Source organism: Agrobacterium sp. B1(2019) (assembly GCF_008274755.1).
Classification (GTDB): domain Bacteria; phylum Pseudomonadota; class Alphaproteobacteria; order Rhizobiales; family Rhizobiaceae; genus Agrobacterium; species Agrobacterium salinitolerans.
In genome coordinates, this window is record NZ_VTPB01000001.1 from 2,278,127 (window position 1) to 2,299,031 (window position 20,905).

Genomic DNA, 20,905 nt, shown 5'->3' on the forward strand with positions numbered 1-20,905 from the left:
GATACCTCGGAGCATGATGGAATTGCGCCCGCTTAGCATCTTTTGTCGCGGGAAAACAGCCGCCAGAGACCATCAGGCAGCTGTAAATGTCATTTTTTTGAAGCCCGCTTCAGATGTTGCCCGCTTCCGGACCCCAGACATCGGTCATGGCAAAACCATCGGCCAGCGGGTCAAAGGGATCGAGGCCCACCTGGTGCAGACCGAAGGTGAAGCCGCGTCCGGCAATGGTCGGAATGACGGCTGGACGGCCCGCCACCTCGGTGACGGCGGAAAGGCCGACATCGAATTCCGACCCGATGATCGAGCGGGATTTATACTCATCTCCCACCTTCACCTTGCCGCGCGCATAAAGCGTGGCGAGATTGGCGGAATTGCCGGTGCCACAGGGCGAGCGATCCGCCCGGCCCGGCCACATGGTGGTGCAGGTGCGGATGGAACCGTCCGCATCCACATCCCGGAACATGACATAGGCAACGCCGGAAATGGCCGGAATTTCCGGATGAACGACCGTCATTTCACGGTTGACGCGGTCCTTCAGGATCATACCCGCCGAGACCAGCTTTGCCGCATTGGCTTTTTCGATCGTAAGGCCGATCTGGCGAACATCGACCAGCGCATAAAAAATGCCGCCATAGGAAATATCCATCGTCACCCTGCCCCATTCGGGCGTGTCGATGCTGACATCCAGCTCGTGCACGAAGGATGGCACCATGGTCAGCTTGACCTTTTCGCAACGGCCATCGCGGCAGGTGGCCGTGGCCTTTACCAGACCGGCCGCCGTTTCGAGGATGATGACGGTTTCCGGCTCCTGCATTTCCACCATGCCGCTTTCCAGAAGCGCCGTCGTTGCGCAGATGGAATTGGAACCGGAGCTGGCATGCGCCTGATCCGGCTGGAGAATGACGAAAGCCGCGTGCGCATCCGGGTGCTTCGGCGGCAGGAGTAGATTGACTGATCCCATCGGCGTGCCGCGCGGTTCCAGCGTCAGGAAGCGGCGAAGCGCCTCCCCCTGCGGATCGGTATTCATCCAGTGAAGCTGTTCGGCCACGGTATTGCCGGGAATTTTCGGCGCGCCGCCGGTGACGACACGGCCGATTTCGCCTTCGCAATGAACATCGAGAAGCTGGAGGGTGCGTTTCCAACGCATGGGGTAAACTCCGGAAGTTGGGTTATTAACCCGACCATACAGATAAAAATACAAGCTGTATACAAATCTGCGGGAGCGTCGTGACAAAATCGCTTAACGTTTTCGCCGCCCCGCACGCGTCGTCGTTTAGCGATTACGGCATTCCGCCCGGCTTCGATTGGCGGCGGCATCGCAATTCACTCTGGAGGATTGAACCGCCTGATCATCCACCACGGAACCGGCTGTATCGCCCACCGATCCGACGGTGTTTTCGACGGAACGGCCGAGCCGCTCCACCTGCCTGCCGTAATTCTCCCGCGTGCGCGGATCGAAGACTGCGATCGGTGCGCTGACCACGACGCTGGCTGCCGTTCCGACTGTTTGCGCGGCACCGATGCTGACGGCACCCAGCGCCTCGCCCAGACCGACATCGGAATCCGTCACCGTCTGGCCCGCAATAAGACGGTCACCGATCAGGCGAACGACTTCCGGGCTCTCGGCAAATTTTCCGTGGTTCAGACGATCACCGGATTGCAGCTTTGTGAGATCGAGAACCGTGATGCCAGCTTTTTCCAGCTGGCTGCGATAGGGCTCGACGGAAGGATCGATCTGACCGAGGCGATCGACATTACCGGAAATGCGGCGCGACAGGCTGAGCGCGCGGTCATCCTGCGACACGAAGAGCGTAAATTTCGGCGGCATATTGCCGAGGCTGCTGAATTGCCGGCTGAACACGTCGACATCGAGATCCGGGGCGGCCAGAATGACATTGCTGATCTTAGGATCAACGCGGCCGTTGCGGATGGCCATCTGGCGCAGCGCCTCCACCGCAAGCCAGGTGCCCATGGAATGGGCCATGACGGTGACTTCGCGAATGGATTTATCTTTCGCCAGCCGCGTCAGCATCTCCTCCAGGGAATCGCGGGAATAGTTGGTGCTTTCCTTATCGTAATTATAGTCGAAAATGCTCGCGCGCGACGGCCAGGTGAACACCACAGGCACGACATCCGTGCCGGAATCATGGACGATCTGGGCGAAACGATAGACGGATTCCTCGTAACGATTGTTGAAACCATGCACGAAGACCAGCACACGGCGGTCCTTCGCGATATGCTTACTGATCCAGCTTCTGGTTTCGGCTTCGGAGCGAATGGGCTCAACCGCAACCGTGGTGAAATCCGTCAGCGGATTGGGTGGCAGCTTTTTCGGCCATTGCACCTGACCAACCTTGCGGTTGGCAGCAGGCGGAATGGAGACCGTGACCGCATCGACCTTCAGCCCCGTTCCCCGCTCGCCGCCGAAAAGAACCGCAGGATTTTCGGAAGGGGCGCGCGTTGTCGCAACGAGGAGATTGACCGGCGTCGTACCGGCCACAGTTTGTCCCGTTGGCGTCATCACACCGATCGGCCGCCCGCCGCAACCGGCAAGCAGGGCGACAATCGTGATCATGGCGACGAAGCGAATGGGCATCACATCACTCTCCTGCAACCCTGAGGCAGCTCGATAGCGGCCGGGTGGAGAGGATTTTCTACCGGAGGCGGAACAGTCGCGCCAGCAACCTAAGCGGAGTGACGGGCACTTTCCCCAGCGGTGTGTCCAAACAGACCCAATTGCCGGTCAAAAAACCGGCAAGTGGACAACCTGTTTCAACGCCTATTGCTGAGGTCGCATCGTGCCCTTTTCCCGCAACGCCTGATGCCACGACAGCGCCTCTTCGATGAGATGCGGCGTATGCCCGCCCCGCGCTGCCGCCCGGCGGTAATAATCCATCAGCGCATCGCGATAATCAGGATGCACGCAGTTCGCGATGATGACCGCCGCACGCTCGCGAGGCGCCAGCCCGCGCAGATCGGCAAGCCCGATTTCGGTGACGAGAATATCGACATCATGTTCGGTATGATCGACATGGCTGACCATCGGTACGACACTGGAAATAGCCCCGCCCTTGGCGATCGACTTGGTGACGAAAATGGACATATAGGCGTTGCGGGCGAAATCCCCCGAGCCGCCGATGCCGTTCATCATGTGCGTTCCGCCGACATGGGTGGAATTGACGTTTCCGTAGATATCGAATTCCAGCGCGGTGTTGATGCCGATGATGCCAAGGCGACGGATGACTTCCGGATGGTTGCTCACCTCCTGCGGACGCAGGATCAGCCTGCTTTTGTAATCGGCCAGTCGCGGCATGACCTGCTCGTTCATGGCAGAAGAAAGCGTGATTGACGAACCAGAGGCAAAGGTCAGCTTGCCAGCGTCGAACAGTTCGAAGGTCGAATCCTGCAGGACTTCCGAATACATTTTCAGATCGTGAAACGGCGTATCGATGAAACCGTGCATCACGGCGTTGGCAATGGTGCCGATGCCGGCCTGAAGCGGCTGTAATTCGTGGGTCATGCGGCCATGACGCACCTCGTTCAAAAGAAATTCGGTGAGATGGCCGGCAATCGCCTTGGTCTCGTCATCCGGCGGCAGCACCGTGGAGAAACTGTCGCTCTTGTCGCTCAGCACGATGGCGGCGATCTTTTCCGACGGCACCGGAATGAATGGCAGGCCGACACGGCTATCCGTCGCGACCACGGGAATGGGCATGCGGGTCGGGCGTTTGGCGGGAATGAAGATGTCGTGCAGCCCCTCCAGCACCTCGGGCTGCGACAGGTTGATCTCGACGATGACCTTATCGGCCAGAATGGCGAAGCTTGCGGAATTGCCGACGGAGGTGGTGGGCACGATGCCGCCCTCCGCCGTGATTGCCACGGCCTCGACAATGGCGACGTCAACGCCGTGAATCTGGCCGCCGCGAAGTTGCTCCACCGTTTCGGAAAGATGCTGGTCGATGAACATCACCTTCCCGTCATTGATCGCCTTGCGCAAAGCGGGATCGGACTGGAACGGCATGCGGCGTGCCAGCATGCCGGCCTCGACCATGGTCTTGTCGAGGTCGTTGCCGAGGGAAGCGCCGGTCATCAGGGTGATTTTCATGGGGTTCGTCTTGGCGCGCTCGGCCAGCGCCAGCGGCACTGCCTTGGCTTCACCGGCGCGCGTAAAGCCGCTCATGCCCACCGTCATGCCATCCTGAATGAGACTGGCGGCCTCCTCGGCGCTGACGATCCTGTTCAAGAGGGACGCGTTGCGGATACGCTTTTCAAGCATGCAATTCTCCATGATCTGTCATCACGATGGCACGGCATTGGTCGGCCATCTTTCGGCGACTATGGCGTGCAGTTTCATCGATGAAACTGACATAGATCAAGGGTGCGCACGGAACGATGGTGTCGATGCATCGCATCCCGTTAAACAAACCAGAAGTGGCGCATCGGCGCGACAGGCCGCAGGATCTTCTCACCACCGCAACCCTGTAATCGGCAAAAAACCTCGCACCCTGCACCGGGACCAGGCACGAGGCGGAGGTCATCCCCGTATAACACGGAAACGTCCGGTGTCAGGGACCTTCGCAGACAGGCGCCTGACCGAGCACGACCTGCCCAACTTCCGCGTCATAGGCACGCAGGCCGAATGCACCAAGGCTTATGATCCGGTAGCAGGGATTACCACCCGTCCACAGCGGATCGACAACATCGATATCGGTGATGAAACGATGCGCGCAGGCCTGACCGGAACTGTAGGCGATACCTTCGGCGGTCGTCCCTGCCATCGGCACATGTATATGGCCGAAAATGATGTGACGTATACCGGCCGGATGAGCGACGAGCCGGCGCATGACAGCGCCCTCATCATGCATACCGATATGTTCGAAATGGCGGATGCCGCAATCCATCGGCGGGTGATGAATGAAAATTGTCGCGGGCAACTCGCCCGCGCTTTCCAGCGCACTCTCCAGCCATGCCAGACGATCCGCGCCATACATGCCGCCGATCATATCGGCCTCGTGGCTGTCGAGAAACAGCAGCCGACCGAATTCAGTGTCGATGAAGGACTGGATATAGCCGTTGTCATCACGCGGCTGCTCGGGAAAGGCAGCCACGAATTCCGGGCGACGGTCGTGATTGCCGAGCATCAGCCGCACAGGCACCGAGACCGGCGCGAGGATGTCGCGCAGCAGTTCATAGGCTTCCGGCTCGCCGTAATTGCAAAGATCACCCGTCATCACAAGAAGATCGGCGTCGGCGTGTTTTTCGACAATATCAGCCACCGCCGCGCGCAGCTGCTTTTCCGGGTCGACGCCGTTTACAGCAATGCCGGGGGGTACGAGATGAGTGTCGGTGATCTGGATGATCTTCATAACAGGGCTTTCTGCGCAAAATAGCTGCGGGAACGGATTTCCCCGCAGCCTTTTCAATGGTTTTGCTTATTTCAGCAGGGCGTTGGTCTGCTCGACGATCTGCTTGAGACCAACTTCCGGCGTCACCTCACCGCGCATGACGGTGCCGATGATGTCGCGCTGGGTGCGCCAGATGCGGACGGAATCGCCACCCGGATAACCGGCCCAGGGGAGCGAACGGTCAGCCTGAAGCGAAGCGGTCTTCACATTCGGGTTCTCGACATAATAAGGAGCGAGGAAGTCCGGGCCGGTGGCCAGCTTGTTGGTCGGCAGGTAACCGGTGATGCGAACGATAGTGTTCTGCGCTTCCGGACCGGTGATCCACTTCAGGTACTTCCACGCCGCGTCCTGCTTGGCCTTGTCCTGGGTCAGAATAACAGCCGAGTTACCGCCAGTCGGAACGCCGCCCTTTTCCTTGTTGTCGAGCGGGAAGGTTGCGGTCTTCAGCTTGAAGCGGTCGCCGACCAGACCCTGGATCGTCTGAACGTGGGCGGGCGTCGAGAAGATGAAGCCGGTGAGGCCTGCACCGAACTGCTGGCGAGACTGATCCCAGTCGAGCAGGTTCTGACCACCTTCGGTGACGAACTGACGGGTCATCTTCAGGGCGTTGAGGCCGATCTCGTTGTCGAAGCCAACGGTCTTGGCCTTCTCGTCAACGAGCTTGCCGCCCTGTTCGACGATGAGCGCCTGCCACAACCAGTCGTCCGGCCAGCCGTTGATATCGTAGCTCATGCCGGCGAACTTCGGGTCGAGCGCCTTGATTTTCTTTGCGAGAGCAATGAGCTCCGCAAAGGTCGTCGGCATCTTGTCCGGGTCGCCGCCAGCCTTGGTCACGAGGTCGGAGTTGATGTAGATGATCGGCGAGGACGCGTTGACCGGCAGACCATATTGCTTGCCGTCGATCTGGCCGAGTGCCGCCATCTTCGGGCTGTAGTTCTTGTCGAGGAAAGCCTGACCGCCTTCAGCCTCAATGAATGGGCCGAGATCGGTGATCTGGTTGCGCGGTGCGAGCGTGTGAACGAGTTCAGCCGTCAGGTTGTAACCCGAGAAATAAACATCCGGCAGATTGCCTGTGACGGCGGAGCGCAGAACCTGCTGCTGGCCTTCATTGTAACCGGCGGCCGGAGCGAGGAAGTTGATCTTCACATCAGGGTTCTTCTTCATGAATTCATCGGCCAGCGGCTGATGGAACTTGGTGAAGCCCGGCAGGTTGTAAAGAACATTGAGCGTGATTTCATTGGCCAGAACCGGCTGAGCGAGGCCAGCAAAAGCCATGCCAAGAGCCAGACCGCCCATCACAGCGCGTCGGTTGAGTTTCATGTCAGTCTCCAGAAAGGTTGTGAGGAGGAAATCTGAACGGCGTCACTTGACGCCGGTCATGGTAATACCGGCGATGAAATGCCGCCGTGCGAGGAGGAAGCACAGCACCATCGGCGCGGTAATCAGTGTTGCGCCCGCCATCAGCGCACCGTAATTGGCGCCGGATTCGACATCCGCGAAAAGCATCATGCCAAGCGGCGGCGGGGCGAGATTGGTGTCGGAGACCACGATCATCGGCCAATAAAGGTCGTTCCAGTGGGCAACGAGCGAAAAGATCGAGAAAGCGGCAAGCGAAGGCAGAGAACCGCGAAGGACCAGCCCCCAGCAAATCTCCATTTCCGAGAACCCGTCCATGCGGGCGGCCTCGATGATTTCATTCGGATAGCTGCGGAAGGACTGGTTGAACAGGAAGATGGCGAAGACCGACAGGAAGAACGGCATCATCATCGCGAAATAGGTATTCAACAGCTCTGTCTTGGCCAGACCGACGAAGAGCGGCAATGCCAGGGCCTGAATGGGAACGCAGAGCGCGGCAATGACGAGGCCCAACAGCAGCTTGCGGCCCGGGAACCGGAGCTTCGCGAGCGCATAGGCCGCCGGAACCGAGGTCAGGATCTGCACGACGAGAATGCCGACGCAAACGATGACGCCGTTCAGCATGAAACGCGCCATTGGCACCTGACCCGCAGCCCGTGCATAGTTGTCGACAGCGTCGAATTTTTGCGGGATCGGCCAGAGCGACACATCGAAAATCTCCGCCGGCGAGCGGATCGAAGTCAGCACCATCCAGTAGAACGGCAGGAGCATCACGAAAGCGCCGAGCGCAAGCACGAGATGCGGGAAATATTTGCGGAGTACGGCCATCAGTAATGCACCTTCCGGTCCATATGCAGCGTCTGGCCGATCGACAGGACCAGCACGATCACAAGGAAGATGATCGTCAGCGCGGCGGCATAACCGGTGTTGGAATATTCGAAACCTTCGAGATAGAGGTCGAACAGCAGGGTTTCCGAGCCGAAGCGGCCCTTGGTCAGCACAGCCACCGTCTCGAACACCTTGAAGGCCGAAATGGAGGTAGTGACCACCACGAACATGGTCGTGGGTCCGAGCATCGGCCAGGTTACGGTCAGGAACCGGTCAACCGGGTTCTTGGCGCCATCCAGCCGCGCCGCCTCGTGCAGATCCTTAGAAATGGCGGTGAGGCCCGCGAGGAACAGCACCATGTTGAAACCCAGGATCTGCCAGACGCCCATCAGCGCCATGGTGGGAATGAGGAGGACGGGATTGGAGAGGAAGGCGACCGGTTCGAGACCGAACCATTTGATCGCCGCATTCACCGGACCGAGCGAGGGATGCAGCAGGAACTGCCACACGGTCGCCATGGCGACGAGGGTTGCGGTGACGGGGAGGAAATAAGCCACCTCCCAGAAAGCGCGGCTGCGCTTTCGATTATACACGAGCAAAGCCACGCCGAGTGCCAGAAACACACCGAAGGGAATGACGATGAGCACATAGATGGCGGTATTGGCCAGAGAGCGCAGGAAAACCGGATCCTGAAACGCCTTGATGAAGTTTCCAAAGCCGACAAAACGGGTGGAAAGCGAACCGAGCTGATAATCGGTGACAGAAAAACCGGCCAGAACGAACATCGGAACGATATAGATCGCCAGCAGCAGCAGGCTTGCGGGAGCAGCGAACATCAGGCCGCGCCAAATCATCCGCCGGTCCGCCTTTGAAAGCCGCGGGCGAGCCTTCGCGCGCGCGGCCGTGGAAAAATCGACCGCCGTCATGCCGGCACCCGCTCGCGCACCGTCAACTTGCGGCGCAGACCGTCGGCCGCGAAAAGATGCGCGCGTTCCGGCGCAAAGCCGAGATTCATCACGCCATTCATATCCGCGCCCACGGCATCGCCGGCGCCCTGACGCAGGGTGATAGCGACCGTCTCGTCGCTCAGCAGGCGGCAGCTTACGAAACGGTCGGCGCCGTGGGTTTCGCTGCGCACCACGCGCACGGCAAAACCTTCTTCGCCCGGGCGTAAATCTTCTGCACGAAGGCCGAGCGTCGCCGGGCCGGCATCACGGCCAGCACCTTCAATGCCAAGATCGCGTCCAAAAGCCGCGATCTTGCCTTGCGCATCGATTTCGACGGGCAGCAGGTTGATCGAGGGCGTGCCGATAAAACGCGCAACCGTCAGGGTCGCGGGCTTGCGGTAAAGCTCGTCCGGCGTACCAAGCTGCTCGATACGGCCTTCCGACATCAGCGCGATGCGGTCGGACATGGTCATGGCTTCGATCTGGTCATGGGTGACATAGATGAAGGTCGCCCCCAGCCGACGGTGCAGGCCCGCCAGTTCCTCACGCATGTGGGCGCGAAGCTTCGCATCGAGGTTGGAAAGCGGCTCGTCCATCAGGAAGGCGGCGGGCGAACGCACCAGCGCCCTTGCAAGCGCCACACGCTGACGCTGGCCGCCGGAAAGCTGCGCCGGCTTGCGATCCAGCAGATGCGCGATCTGTAGCGTCTCGGCCGCCTGCTCGACGGCGGCATCGATCTGCTTCAATGTTTCCGCAGGGGCCGCAAAACGTCCGATCAGCGGCAGACGTGCAGCAAAGGGCAGGCGCCGCATCCTGAGCGGTGTGGCAATGTTCTGGCGCACGCTCATGTGCGGATAAAGGGCGTAGGATTGGAAAACCATCGCCAGATTGCGATCGCTCGGATCAACCTCCGTCACATCCTGTTCGCCGATGGACACCGAACCGCGATCCGGCGTTTCCAGCCCCGCAATGATACGCAGAAGCGTGGACTTGCCGCAGCCCGACATACCAACGAGAGACAAAAACTCTCCGGGACGGATGGAAAGATCGATCTCTTTCAGAACATCGTCGGCGCCGAAGCCCTTGCCGATTCCTGAAAGTTCAAGTGATTGTGGCGTCATTCTGCGCTCCTTTTCTGGAGCGCATATGCTTTTATTGTATGACAATATGACGAAGGTTTGAGGAAGGTTCGATGACACTCGAAAGCCCGATAATCCCGGACTATCGGAAAACCCTTTGGTACAGGCCTTCACCCAAAACCACTAATATTTAGGGGGCATTGCTCAGATATTCCCCACTAGCATTTAAAGACTGAGAACCGGGTCGGCAGTGCCGGTTTAAACGGCGGCGAGAATCACATGTGGTCGTATTTTCCGGAATCGAACCCGCAAACACCTTGTCCGTTTCCAACGCGGCTTTCACCCCGGGGACAGCTGATGAAAGGGTGACTTTAGCACATATTCGGAACGTTCGGAATTCACGCGGCCCTACGGAGCGTCGAAGCATCCGTCTGAAGGACTTGCCAATACCAGCGATATCGCGCGTGAGAGCGATTGTTTCAGGACTTCATTTTATGGGAAGAGAAATGGCGCACCCGAAGAGATTCGAACTCCTGACCCCCAGATTCGTAGTCTGGTGCTCTATCCAGCTGAGCTACGGGTGCGTGCCGTTCCGGTCGTTTCCGGTGGCGTGGCGATCCTCTAAAACGTCCTCATTCCGAATGCAAGCGATTTCGCTTCGAAATTGTCATTTTTCCGCAGCAATTCATGTATCTAATTGATTTTATTTAAAATTCCATGAAGGTCATTTTCCACGGGCCAGATACCATGTCCGTTTGGGCGGGGAGAACGATTGTGCGAACCCGCTGCGGAGCAGGTTTTTCAGGCGGTTCTGGCCGCCTGCACGGAAGCGGCGCGGTCGGCGATCTCGATGCGGAACTGCGTGCCGGGACCGGGCTTTTCGACGAGCGCGATCGTGCCGCCATGGGCAAGCACGAGTTCGCGGGCAATGACCAGCCCGAGGCCCGTGCCGCCGGAGCGCGCCGACCCCCTGAAAGCAGAAAACAGGTTCTCCTTCGCCTTGCGCGGCATTCCCGGCCCATTGTCATCGATGACGATGCTGACGACGCTGCCAGCCCTCTGTGCCGAGATGGAGAGGTGTCGAAGCCCGGCATTCGCGGTATCGGATTGCAGGGCCTGAACGGCATTGCGACAGAGATTGTGGATGACCCGGAAGAGCTGCTCGGAATCCGCATCCACCGTGAGATCGGAGGGAACGCTGTCCTGAAACTCGATGCCGCTATCCGGATCGAGCGCCAGAATATCGCGCACATCCCGCACCAGAAGGCTCAACTGCACCATCTTGCGTTTCGGCGCGCCTTCGGTCGCCTGGCCATAGGCCAGAACCTCGCCCGTATAGGCCACGGCGCGGTCGATGGTGCGCAAGAGTTTCGGCGCGAAGCTCCTGACCATCGGATCCTTGGCATCGACCAGACGGTCTGACATGAGCTGGGCGGAGGAGAGGATGTTGCGCATGTCGTGGTTGATCTTCGAGACCGCGAGGCCGAGATCCACGAGGTTCTTCTGTTGCCGCAGGGTCTTCTGCAGTTCTGTCTGCATATCGGCGAGGTGGCGGCCGGCAACCGATAGTTCATCCGTTCCCTCATCAGGTACGAAAATCCGCTCGGGATTGCCAGGGTCCTCGGAGAAGTTCTGCATGCCGAGCGTCAGCCGGCGTATGGGCCGGATCATGATGCGGTTGATGGAGACGAAGATCAGGCCTGCGGTGATCAGCGACAGGACGATGGAAATCAGGAAAACGTTGCGGGCATAGGCAAGCATTGCCGCCCGCAGCTTGTTTTCGCCAAGCACCAGTTCGATGATCGTGTCGCTGTCGCCGACGACGTCGAAAACGCGGATGATGCGGTTGCCGCCGAACAGCAGGGTGGAAAAGGCGTCCCGCACCGCCGCCACCTGCGAAACGTCGGAAAGATCATATTGCTCATCGACGCCCGGCGGCGTTTCCGCCACGGCGAGCAAGCGCGACGTGCCGTCCTTGCGCAGGGCGATAAGCTTCGCTCCGGTCGCCATCAGCGTGTCGTTCTGCACGCTTCGCGGCAGTTCAGCCTGCAGGCCATCGATGACAGCCCCTGCGGCGGCGGCCGTATTCAGACGGTCGCGCAACCATGAAAGGCGCATATTGGCGACGGAAGGCACGAAGATCAGCACTTCGGCGATCATCACGAAGATGACCGTGAGCAACAGCAACCGCCCCGAAAGACCGGCGGTCAATCCCGGCATGCAATGCACCGGATCGTCTTGCGTGCGGTCCAAGCTGTCTACGCCTTTAGAAAACACCGGGCCATGATCCTGTATGCGCGCCGCTGCTTGCGTGGAACGGCTCGGTTTATATGCAGTGATGATAATAGGACCTAATGGATATTTTTCCAATGCACTGCAAAATAAAGGTTTTCATTGCAGGAAAAACAAACGCCGCCCGGCAGGGGCGGCGTTTGAAAATGAGCCAGTCTGAAGCGGACCGCTTGTCGTCTAAAACTCCTGCCAGTCGCCATGCGCGGGTGCCGCCGCAGGCTGGGCATTGAGCGCGCGGCTGACGCTGTTCATCAATTTACGGGCCGGAGACGCCACTGCCGGCGTCCTGCCGGAGACCGCCACCGGACCGGCGGAGACCGCCATCGGTCTCGCGGGCTGCTCGATGCGGGGGCTGCGCTGCACATTCTCCACGCCGACGTTAAAGCGCGCCACGAGCGTCACGAGATGGTCCGCCTCGCTGCTCAGCTTGTGGGTTGCGGCCGAGGTCTCCTCCACCATGGCGGCGTTGCGCTGCGTTACCTGATCCATCTGGTTGATGGCAGTATTCACCTCGTGCAGTCCGGTGGACTGTTCCCTGGCGGCCGTGGCGATCGAGTGGATGTGCTCGTTGATTGCCAGAACGCGGGTCTCGATCTCGCTCAGTGCGCCGCCAGTTCTCTGCACCAGCGATACGCCGCGCCCGACCTCCTCGCCGGATTTGGTGATCAGCGCCTTGATGTCCTTCGCAGCCGTTGCGGATCGTTGCGCAAGTTCTCGCACCTCCTGAGCGACGACGGCAAAGCCCTTGCCCGCTTCGCCTGCACGGGCGGCTTCCACACCGGCATTCAGCGCCAGCAGGTTCGTCTGGAAGGCGATTTCGTCGATGACGTTGATGATCTGGCTGATTTCGCGCGAGGCATGCTCGATACGATCCATGGCGGACACGGCGTCGCGCACGACATTGGCGGACTCCTCCGTCTTCTGCTTCGTTTCGGCGACCATGGCGCTGGCTTCCTGCGCACGATCGGTCGAATTGCGAACAACGGCGGTAATCTCATCCAGAGCGGCTGAGGTTTCCTCCAGCGCCGCCGCCTGCTGTTCCGTCCGCTTCGACAGGTCGTCGGCCGCCGAGCGCAATTCGTTCGCGTTGCCGCTGATGCCTTCCGTGCTGCCGCGCACTTCGCGCATCGTCTCGCGCAGCTTGGTCAGCGTCTGGTTGACGTTCACCTGAAGTTCGGCGAAGACGCCGCGGAACTCGCCATCCATTCTCTCCGTCAGATCGCCCCGCGCAAGGCCTTCAATGACGCGGCTGGTCTCGGACACGCCATTATGGACGCCGATGAGGAGCGAATTGATCGTCGCAGCGAAACGATTGAGGTTGTCGTCGCCATAATCCTTGTTGATGCGGCGGCTGAAATCGCCTTGGGCCGCAGCGTCGACGACGATGGCCATGCCGGCCTGCAGATCGTCGCTCTTGGCGCGCATGGCGGCTTCCTGCGCATTCATGCGGCGCACTTCGCTGCCGTTTTTCTTGAAGACCTCGACGGCCGCGGCCATTTCGCCGATTTCATCGTTGCGGCCGAGATAGGGGACGGCGGCATCGAGATTTCCGTCGGCCACGGCATTCATCACCTGCGAAACCCTGCGGATGGGTGCGCTGAGTTGCCGCGTTCCCATATACAGGCCGAAGGCCGCTCCCGCGCCGACACCTGCAACCGTCACCGCGACAATCACCCAGAATATAGCGGTGCTGAAAGAATCAACCCCGGCCTTCACGACTTCGAGTTCGGCAAGGTCGTTTTTCACGACACTGTCGATCTCCGCCTGATAAGCCTTGCGGTTGGCGCGGTTAGCCTCGTTATTACCCTGCTGGTTGGCCGCCTGGGGCCCGACTTCCTTACCGAGACGAACCGTCTCCAAGCGGAAGGACCGAAACTCCTTGGATCGATTGACAAGCTTGTCGAAACTCACTTTTTGCTCGGCCGGCACCAGCGGGGCCCAAGTAGCGATCAGCTTTTCCATGGCGTCGAGATTTTTCACCATGCCGTTAGCAAAGGGGGTGGCCGCAGCCACATCGGGGGCCGCATAGATACCGCGCGCGTCCATGACGACTGCCGTCACCAGTCGGTTGAGCGCTTCTCCCTTATAAGCCCTTTCGGCGGCTTTCTCGAAATGATGCGAACGAACCCAGAATTCGTTGATCGCATAGATGGACAGCCCGCCAATGGTACAGGCAACAAGGCTCATCAGCCCGACAAGTAGATTGATACGACCGCGAATTCTCAACTTCGTTCCCCCAACAAAAAACCAGCTGCGCGATGAAAATGGGAAGCTGGCATAACTTTTCGCGTCACAAGATTTATCAATGCCGCGTTAAGAAAGAATTTCGGATTTTACCGACTACGCGCTGGAATCGGCCTCTATCGGCTGTCGGCGAAGGAGATGGCGATGCGTTTTCCGAAAAAGGTGAAGCGCGAAAACCCCTTCGGCAATTGACTTTGCTCGGCCTATGCCCTTATAAGCCGCGCACGCTCGGCCATTGAAAGCTCGCCCAGGCGGGGTTAGCCGTGCAAAAAACGAAACGCTCTTGCAAATTATTGCAAATTCAAGAAGGGCCGCACACCGCGGTATTAAATAAATGTCGAAGCGTACTTACCAACCGTCCAAGCTCGTCCGCAAGCGTCGTCATGGCTTCCGCGCCCGTATGGCTACCGCCGGCGGCCGCAAGGTTCTCGCAGCCCGCCGTGCGCGCGGCCGCGCTCGTCTTTCGGCTTAATTGCCGTCTCTGTGACCCGGTGAAAGTCGCGGGCACATGAGCAAGACAGGAAAACTGCCCGGCCGGCTTAAAAACCGGTCGGATTTCCTTGCCGTTCAGGCAGGAGAAAAACGGCGGGGAGGCACCTTTCTTCTGGAAGTGCTTGACCGGAAAGCCCCGGAAACCGAGCCTCGCGTCGGTTTTACCGTAACGAAAAGACAAGGCAACGCGGTCGAGCGAAATCGCATGCGCCGCCGTCTCAAGGAAGCCGTCAGGCTTTCTGCCGGGGTCGCAATGAAGCCCGGTCATGACTATGTGATTGTCGCCCGCAGGGACGTGCTAGATACAGCCTTCCCGAAACTTCAGTCTCTCCTTAACGAGCGAATTGAAGGAACGGCGAAACCGAAACGGTCCCAGGAGACCCGCTCCAGGAAAGAATGATGGAAAAGAACCGCAATTACTTCATCGCGATAGCCCTTTCGGTTGTCATCGTCCTCGCCTGGCAATTCCTTTATATGAATCCGCGTATCGAGCAGCAGCGCCGCGCCGAAGAGGCCCGCCAGGCGCAGCAGCAAACGACGCAGCAACAGCAGCAGGCTCCAGGCGCCGCACCAGGGGCCGCCGTTGAAGGCGCACCGCCCGCATCCTCCCCGCAGGCCGCCGCCACCGCGACCCGCGAAGAGGCAATCGCAAAAACCCAGCGTGTCGCCATCGACACCAGCGCCATCGCCGGCTCGATCAACCTTACCGGCGCCCGCTTCGACGACATCCGGCTCAAGGACTACCATGAGACCGTCGATGACTCGAGCCCGATCATCACGCTGTTCTCGCCCTCCGACACCAAGGAGGGCTACTTCACCGAACTCGGTTACGTTGCGGCACAGGACGTCGGCGGCGTGCCCGGCCCGACCACCGTCTGGACGCTTGCCAACGGCGACAAGCTGACGGAAACCACTCCGGTCACGCTTACCTACACCAATTCCAAGGGCGTCATCTTCTCGCGTACGGTTTCGATCGACGAGCACTATATGATCTCGGTTGCCGACAAGGTGGAGAACCCCGGACAGGCGGCGATCTCCTTCGCCACCTATGGCCGTGTGACGCGCAACAACAAGCCCGCGGTTCCCCCGGTCTTCGTCATTCATGAAGGTTTCCTCGGCGTCTCCGGCAAGGATGGCAGCCTGACGGAAGAAAAATACAAGGACGTCGAAGAAGCGCCGGTAACAGTTGCAAAGGCGACCGGCGGTTGGCTCGGCATCACCGACAAATATTGGGCCGCGGCCATCGTTCCGCCGCAGACGACACCGTTCGAGACGCGCTACTCGCACATCACCGGCAATCAGCCGAGCTACCAGGCCGACTTCAAGAGCGATGCACTGACGGTCGAGCCTGGCCAGTCGATCGAGCTGAAGAGCCTCGTCTTTGCCGGCGCCAAGGAAGTGCCGCTGGTCGACCGCTACGAAACGACCTACGCCATTCCGAAGTTCGACCTTCTGATCGACTGGGGCTGGTTCTACTTCATCACCAAGCCGATGTTCAAACTGATGGATTTCTTCTTCCGTTATTTTGGCAATTTCGGCGTGGCGATCCTGCTCACGACCATTGTCGTCAAGGCTCTCTTCTTCCCGCTCGCCAGCAAGCAATATGCCTCCATGGCGAACATGAAGCGCGTGCAGCCGAAGATGGAAGAGCTGAAAGCCAAGCATGGCGATGACCGCATGGCCATGCAGCAGGCGATGATGCAGCTCTATAAGGAAGAGAAGATCAACCCGGTGGCCGGCTGCTGGCCCATGCTTTTGCAGATCCCGGTCTTCTTCGCGCTCTACAAGGTCATCTACGTCACCATTGAAATGCGGCATGCGCCGTTCTTCGGCTGGATTCACGACCTTTCCGCGCCGGATCCGACCTCGCTGTTCAACCTGTTCGGCCTTCTGCCTTACGACGTGCCGCACTTCCTGATGATCGGTGTCTGGCCGCTTGTCATGGGCATCACCATGTTCCTGCAGATGCGCATGAACCCGACGCCCCCCGATCCGACGCAGGCGATGATCTTCAACTGGATGCCGCTGATCTTCACCTTCATGCTGGCCTCCTTCCCGGCCGGTCTGGTCATCTACTGGGCATGGAACAATACGCTCTCCATCACCCAGCAGGCCGTCATCATGAAGCGCCAGGGCGCCAAGATCGAGCTGTTCGATAACATTAAGGGGCTGTTCAAGCGAAAGCCGGTGCAATCGAAATGAGTGAGACCGGCACGGCAACCGAAAAGCCCCTGTTCGGGCGACCCTGGATTTTCATTCGCGGCGTTCCCGCAATGAAATTCCTGCCGCCCGAAGGCCCGCCGGAGATTGCCTTCGCCGGTCGTTCGAATGTCGGCAAGTCCTCGCTCATCAATGCGCTGGTGGGCCACAAGGGGCTTGCCCGCACGTCCAATACGCCCGGACGCACGCAGGAACTGAACTATTTCGTTCCGGATGGTTATTCCGGCGAAGCGGGCGATCTGCCGCCGATGGCGCTGGTCGACATGCCCGGTTACGGTTATGCGCAGGCCCCCAAAGATCAGGTCGACGCCTGGACGAAGCTCGTCTTCGATTATCTGCGCGGCCGTGCGACGCTGAAGCGCGTTTACGTGCTGATCGATTCCCGCCATGGCGTGAAAAAGAATGACGAGGAGGTTCTGACCCTGCTCGACAAGGCGGCCGTTTCCTACCAGATCGTGCTGACGAAGACGGACAAGATCAAGGATGCCGGCGTTCCGCGGCTGATCGGCGAAACGCTGGAGAAAATCCGCAAGCGTCCCGCCGCCTATCCGGAAGTTCTCGCCACATCCTCGGAAAAATCATTCGGGCTGGACAGCCTGCGGGCCGAGATCGTCAGAACGATCTCTCTTTGAGAGGCATGCCTCTCAGGCGATGGTGAAAAGCAGAACGGCGGTCCAGAGCATCGCCGTCAACGCCAGAAGGCGCCAGAAGCGCACGGAATGCCAGACCTCCGAAAATATGGCTACGAACATGCTGCCGCCCCGTAGCGGCTGGCCCCTGAATGGCAGGCCGGAGCGGCTTGGGTCCCGTTCCAGTAGCGCGGCGACAGTCGCGTTTTCGCGATATTCGGTTTCCGCCAGATTGTCCCGCCAGCGCCTGACCATGGCCGCGAACTGGCGGTCGCGTTTGACGCGCTTGGCAAGCTCCGCCATGCTTTCCGGCGGCAGGGCACCCAGCACATATTCGCCCGCAAGCACTTCATCCTGCAAGCCGCTTTGCTTGTCTCGATCGGGTGCCGTCATGTGGTTTCTCGCTCCTCGGTCGTTCAGGTCAGCATCGCTCCCGCGGCGCGCGACATCACCTGTCACCCTGAATTAACCCCTCCCCTTTTCCGTGCAAGGCTGGTCCCATTGGGCCTTTATGTCAATCTCATTACAGGGCCGGGACAGCCAAAAAAAAGAAAATTGACCGCTGCCGACACAATAAGGCCAGGAGGTTATTTCATCCGTCAAAGACTTGCTTTAGAGCGGTGGCAGGCTTTCAACGGCCGCAACCACAGACCGAGGTTTTTAGATGACGTCTTCCGAAAGCGAAACTCAGGCGCGGCTGCTCGCACAAGCTCTGCCTTTCATGCAGAAATACGAGAACAAGACCATCGTGGTGAAATATGGCGGCCACGCCATGGGGGACTCCACGCTCGGCAAGGCTTTCGCGGAAGACATCGCCCTGTTGAAGCAATCGGGCATTAACCCCATCGTCGTACATGGCGGCGGCCCGCAGATCGGCGCGATGCTGACCAAGATGGGTATCGAATCGAAATTCGAGGGCGGTCTGCGCGTCACCGACGCCAAGACGGTCGAGATCGTCGAAATGGTCCTGGCCGGCTCGATCAACAAGGAAATCGTCGCCCTCATCAACCAGACGGGCGAATGGGCGATCGGCCTGTGCGGCAAGGACGGCAACATGGTCTTTGCCGAAAAGGCGAAAAAGACCGTCATCGATCCTGACAGCAATATCGAACGTGTGCTCGATCTAGGCTTCGTCGGCGAAGTCACCGAAGTCGACCGCACCCTGCTCGACCTGCTCGCCAAGTCGGAAATGATCCCGGTCATCGCCCCGGTCGCGCCTGGCCGCGATGGCGCCACCTACAATATCAATGCCGATACCTTTGCCGGCGCGATTGCGGGTGCGCTTCACGCCTCGCGTCTGCTGTTTCTCACCGACGTTCCCGGCGTTCTCGACAAGAACAAGGAACTCATCAAGGAACTCACCGTCTCTCAGGCGCGTGCGCTCATCAAGGACGGCACGATTTCCGGCGGTATGATCCCGAAGGTCGAAACCTGCATCGACGCCATCAAGGCCGGTGTTCAGGGCGTGGTGATCCTCAACGGCAAGACGCCCCACTCCGTCCTTCTGGAAATCTTCACTGAAGGCGCCGGCACGCTCATCGTGCCCTGATACGCTGGAGCGGCGGATGGCAAGCCCCTCCGCCACTGCTGGCATTCAGCCGAATGCCAGCAGCGACAGCACGCCCACGACAATCAGCAGGCAGCCGGACAGTTCGAGCCGGTTGATCTTCTCCTTGAAGAAAAGCACGGTCGAGGCGAAGGCGAAAAGCATCTCCACCTGCGCCAATGCCTTCACCACGGCGGCCTGCTGCAGGGTCATCGCCGTGAACCAGCCGAACGAGGCCGTAGCGCCCACGAAACCGACCGCAAGTGACGGTTTCCACACCCGGGCGATGCGCCACAACTCTTCCCGCTCGCGCCAGACGATCCACAGGAACATCGACACCGTCTGCATGACGATGACGACAACCAGAGTAAAGCCCGCCTGCATCATCGCATCCGGAGCCGGAAGGCTCGGCGCAAGCGCAAGCGACGCCGATCGATAGGCGACCGATGAGAGGCCAAAAAAAGCGCCCGAGGCAAGGCCAATACCCGCCGTCCGGCTGAAGATCGAAGTGAAGAAGGAAGCGGGCGTGACTTCCGTGCGCGCCACCGAAATCAGCATGACGCCGGCGACCGAGATGGCGATGGCCGCCAATGTGCCGCCGTTGACGCTTTCCCCGATGAAAATAAGCGCGAACAGTGCTGCCTGTGCCGGTTCTGTACGGGAATAGGCCGTTCCAACCGCGAAATTGCGGAAAGAGAACAGGTGCACCAGCAGGAAGGTGGCGGCAATCTGCGCCATGGCGCCGACCGTCGCCCACACCGCAAAGGACATGTTCGGCACCGGCAGAGGGCGACCGAGCCCGAAATGCAGGAAAGCAAGATAGGCGAGAGCGAAAGGCATGCCGAACACGAAGCGCACGAAGGTCGCGCCCGTCGTCCCCATCATGCCCTTGAGGTGCTTCTGCAGGGTCGAGCGCAGGTTCTGCAAGAACGCGCTTGCGAAAGTGATGCCAATCCAGAGTTCCATGGCTTTGGCGGTATCATGCGCGGGAGGCCGCAGCCAAGCCCGATTTTCTGATCAATCGTCGCCTTTTCGATTTTCTTCGGCCTTCGAAACGGGCATAAAACAGCTCATGGACACAAAGCCGAAAAACCTGCCCGAAGCCGCCGATTTCGCCCATGTGAGCGAATGGGTCTTCGATCTCGACAACACGCTCTATCCGCATCACATCAATCTGTTTTCGCAGATCGACCGTAACATGACGGCCTATGTGGCGGAGCTTCTGAAGCTCGACCCCGACGAAGCCCGCGTGCTGCAGAAGCGCTATTATCACGACCACGGCACGACGCTGCAGGGCCTGATGATCCATTACGGCATCAGCCCGGACGAGTTTCTGGAACGCGCCCATGCCATCGATTATTCGGCGCTGAAGCCGCATCCGGAACTGGGTGAGGCAATCAAGGCTTTGCCGGGCCGCAAATTCATCCTTACCAACGGCAGCGTCAAACATGCGCAGGCCGCCGCCGGTGCGCTCGGCATTCTCGATCATTTCGAGGATATTTTCGATATCGTCGCCGCCGGCTATCTGCCGAAACCGGCCAGCGCGACCTATGAGAAGTTCGCGGCGCTTGCGAAGCTCGACACGCAAAAAGCCGCCATGTTCGAGGATTTACCCCGCAATCTCGCGGCGCCCAAGGCGCTTGGCATGAAGACCGTGCTGCTCGTCCCCGCCAATCTTGAGGACGTCGTCATGGAGCGCTGGGAAATCCCCGCCGTCACGGATGCGCATATCGACTACATCACCGACGACCTGACCGGCTTCCTGACGAAAACCATCACAGGCTGAGCAGCGAACATTACCGAAGCTTCATCCACCTTACGGATGTTTAAGTGGTGGGGTTTGCTAGACGTCATTATCTTCTCTTCA

18 protein-coding genes and 1 tRNA gene are annotated in these 20,905 nt (G+C 59.5%); 6 read left to right on the forward strand and 13 right to left on the reverse strand.

Annotated elements, in window-relative coordinates:
* Positions 1 to 109 precede the first annotated feature (109 nt).
* From AGR1_RS11410 to AGR1_RS11465, 11 genes are all read right to left on the reverse strand, one after another.
* Positions 110 to 1,147, reverse strand: a complete 1,038-nt coding sequence (locus AGR1_RS11410; protein WP_149146945.1) for a 4-hydroxyproline epimerase — start codon at positions 1,145 to 1,147, stop codon at positions 110 to 112.
* A 126-nt stretch (positions 1,148 to 1,273) separates the two neighbouring features.
* Positions 1,274 to 2,596 carry an alpha/beta hydrolase gene (locus AGR1_RS11415; protein WP_149146946.1) on the reverse strand — a complete coding sequence of 441 codons (1,323 nt, stop codon included), beginning with the start codon at positions 2,594 to 2,596 and terminating at the stop codon, positions 1,274 to 1,276.
* A gap of 183 nt (positions 2,597 to 2,779) precedes the next feature.
* Positions 2,780 to 4,276: an acetyl-CoA hydrolase/transferase family protein gene (locus AGR1_RS11420; RefSeq protein ID WP_080791456.1), complete on the reverse strand. Its 1,497-nt coding sequence runs from the start codon at positions 4,274 to 4,276 to the stop codon at positions 2,780 to 2,782.
* 289 nt (positions 4,277 to 4,565) lie between these two features.
* Positions 4,566 to 5,366 carry a phosphodiesterase gene (locus AGR1_RS11425; protein ID WP_149146947.1) on the reverse strand — a complete coding sequence of 267 codons (801 nt, stop codon included), beginning with the start codon at positions 5,364 to 5,366 and terminating at the stop codon, positions 4,566 to 4,568.
* A gap of 66 nt (positions 5,367 to 5,432) precedes the next feature.
* Complete coding sequence (locus AGR1_RS11430) at positions 5,433 to 6,725, reverse strand: ABC transporter substrate-binding protein (protein WP_080791458.1); 1,293 nt, start codon at positions 6,723 to 6,725, stop codon at positions 5,433 to 5,435.
* Positions 6,726 to 6,767: 42 nt separating this feature from the next.
* On the reverse strand, positions 6,768 to 7,589 hold the full coding sequence (locus AGR1_RS11435) for a carbohydrate ABC transporter permease (RefSeq protein WP_149146948.1): 822 nt from the start codon (positions 7,587 to 7,589) through the stop codon (positions 6,768 to 6,770).
* The gene (locus tag AGR1_RS11440; protein WP_149146949.1) at positions 7,589 to 8,515 is read right to left on the reverse strand and encodes a sugar ABC transporter permease; all 927 of its coding nucleotides are present in this window, start codon (positions 8,513 to 8,515) and stop codon (positions 7,589 to 7,591) included. Before AGR1_RS11440 ends, AGR1_RS11435 begins: the two co-directional genes overlap by 1 nt.
* A complete protein-coding gene (locus AGR1_RS11445; protein WP_187772120.1) occupies positions 8,512 to 9,657 on the reverse strand; it encodes an ABC transporter ATP-binding protein in 1,146 nt (381 codons plus the stop codon). The genes AGR1_RS11440 and AGR1_RS11445 overlap by 4 nt, the downstream gene beginning before the upstream one ends.
* Positions 9,658 to 10,122: 465 nt before the next feature.
* A tRNA-Arg gene (locus AGR1_RS11450) sits at positions 10,123 to 10,199 on the reverse strand.
* Positions 10,200 to 10,416: 217 nt separating this feature from the next.
* Positions 10,417 to 11,835: a HAMP domain-containing sensor histidine kinase gene (locus AGR1_RS11460; RefSeq protein WP_162927530.1), complete on the reverse strand. Its 1,419-nt coding sequence runs from the start codon at positions 11,833 to 11,835 to the stop codon at positions 10,417 to 10,419.
* Between the two features lie 249 nt (positions 11,836 to 12,084).
* Positions 12,085 to 14,133: a methyl-accepting chemotaxis protein gene (locus tag AGR1_RS11465; RefSeq protein WP_080791461.1), complete on the reverse strand. Its 2,049-nt coding sequence runs from the start codon at positions 14,131 to 14,133 to the stop codon at positions 12,085 to 12,087.
* A gap of 352 nt (positions 14,134 to 14,485) precedes the next feature.
* On the opposite strand from AGR1_RS11465, the gene rpmH reads away from it, so the two are divergent.
* The 4 genes from rpmH to yihA are packed head-to-tail and all read left to right on the forward strand — an operon-like array spanning position 14,486 to position 17,495.
* Positions 14,486 to 14,623, forward strand: a complete 138-nt coding sequence (rpmH, locus tag AGR1_RS11470; protein ID WP_003493611.1) for a 50S ribosomal protein L34 — start codon at positions 14,486 to 14,488, stop codon at positions 14,621 to 14,623.
* A 36-nt stretch (positions 14,624 to 14,659) separates the two neighbouring features.
* A complete protein-coding gene (gene rnpA / locus AGR1_RS11475; protein ID WP_080791462.1) occupies positions 14,660 to 15,043 on the forward strand; it encodes a ribonuclease P protein component in 384 nt (127 codons plus the stop codon).
* On the forward strand, positions 15,043 to 16,845 hold the full coding sequence (gene yidC, locus AGR1_RS11480) for a membrane protein insertase YidC (RefSeq protein ID WP_149146950.1): 1,803 nt from the start codon (positions 15,043 to 15,045) through the stop codon (positions 16,843 to 16,845). The genes rnpA and yidC overlap by 1 nt, the downstream gene beginning before the upstream one ends.
* Positions 16,842 to 17,495: a ribosome biogenesis GTP-binding protein YihA/YsxC gene (gene yihA, locus AGR1_RS11485; protein ID WP_035263945.1), complete on the forward strand. Its 654-nt coding sequence runs from the start codon at positions 16,842 to 16,844 to the stop codon at positions 17,493 to 17,495. Before yidC ends, yihA begins: the two co-directional genes overlap by 4 nt.
* Before the next feature lie 12 nt (positions 17,496 to 17,507).
* Here yihA and AGR1_RS11490 read toward each other — a convergent pair whose 3' ends face one another.
* On the reverse strand, positions 17,508 to 17,885 hold the full coding sequence (locus AGR1_RS11490) for a hypothetical protein (protein WP_149146951.1): 378 nt from the start codon (positions 17,883 to 17,885) through the stop codon (positions 17,508 to 17,510).
* 271 nt (positions 17,886 to 18,156) lie between these two features.
* Between AGR1_RS11490 and argB the strand changes: the two genes are divergently transcribed.
* The gene (gene argB / locus AGR1_RS11495) at positions 18,157 to 19,041 is read left to right on the forward strand and encodes an acetylglutamate kinase (RefSeq protein WP_003503698.1); all 885 of its coding nucleotides are present in this window, start codon (positions 18,157 to 18,159) and stop codon (positions 19,039 to 19,041) included.
* A gap of 45 nt (positions 19,042 to 19,086) precedes the next feature.
* Here the strand turns inward: argB and AGR1_RS11500 are convergent, their stop codons facing one another.
* Positions 19,087 to 20,004 carry a DMT family transporter gene (locus AGR1_RS11500; RefSeq protein WP_149146952.1) on the reverse strand — a complete coding sequence of 306 codons (918 nt, stop codon included), beginning with the start codon at positions 20,002 to 20,004 and terminating at the stop codon, positions 19,087 to 19,089.
* Positions 20,005 to 20,110: 106 nt separating this feature from the next.
* Between AGR1_RS11500 and AGR1_RS11505 the strand changes: the two genes are divergently transcribed.
* Complete coding sequence (locus AGR1_RS11505; protein ID WP_149146953.1) at positions 20,111 to 20,824, forward strand: pyrimidine 5'-nucleotidase; 714 nt, start codon at positions 20,111 to 20,113, stop codon at positions 20,822 to 20,824.
* Positions 20,825 to 20,905 lie beyond the last annotated feature (81 nt).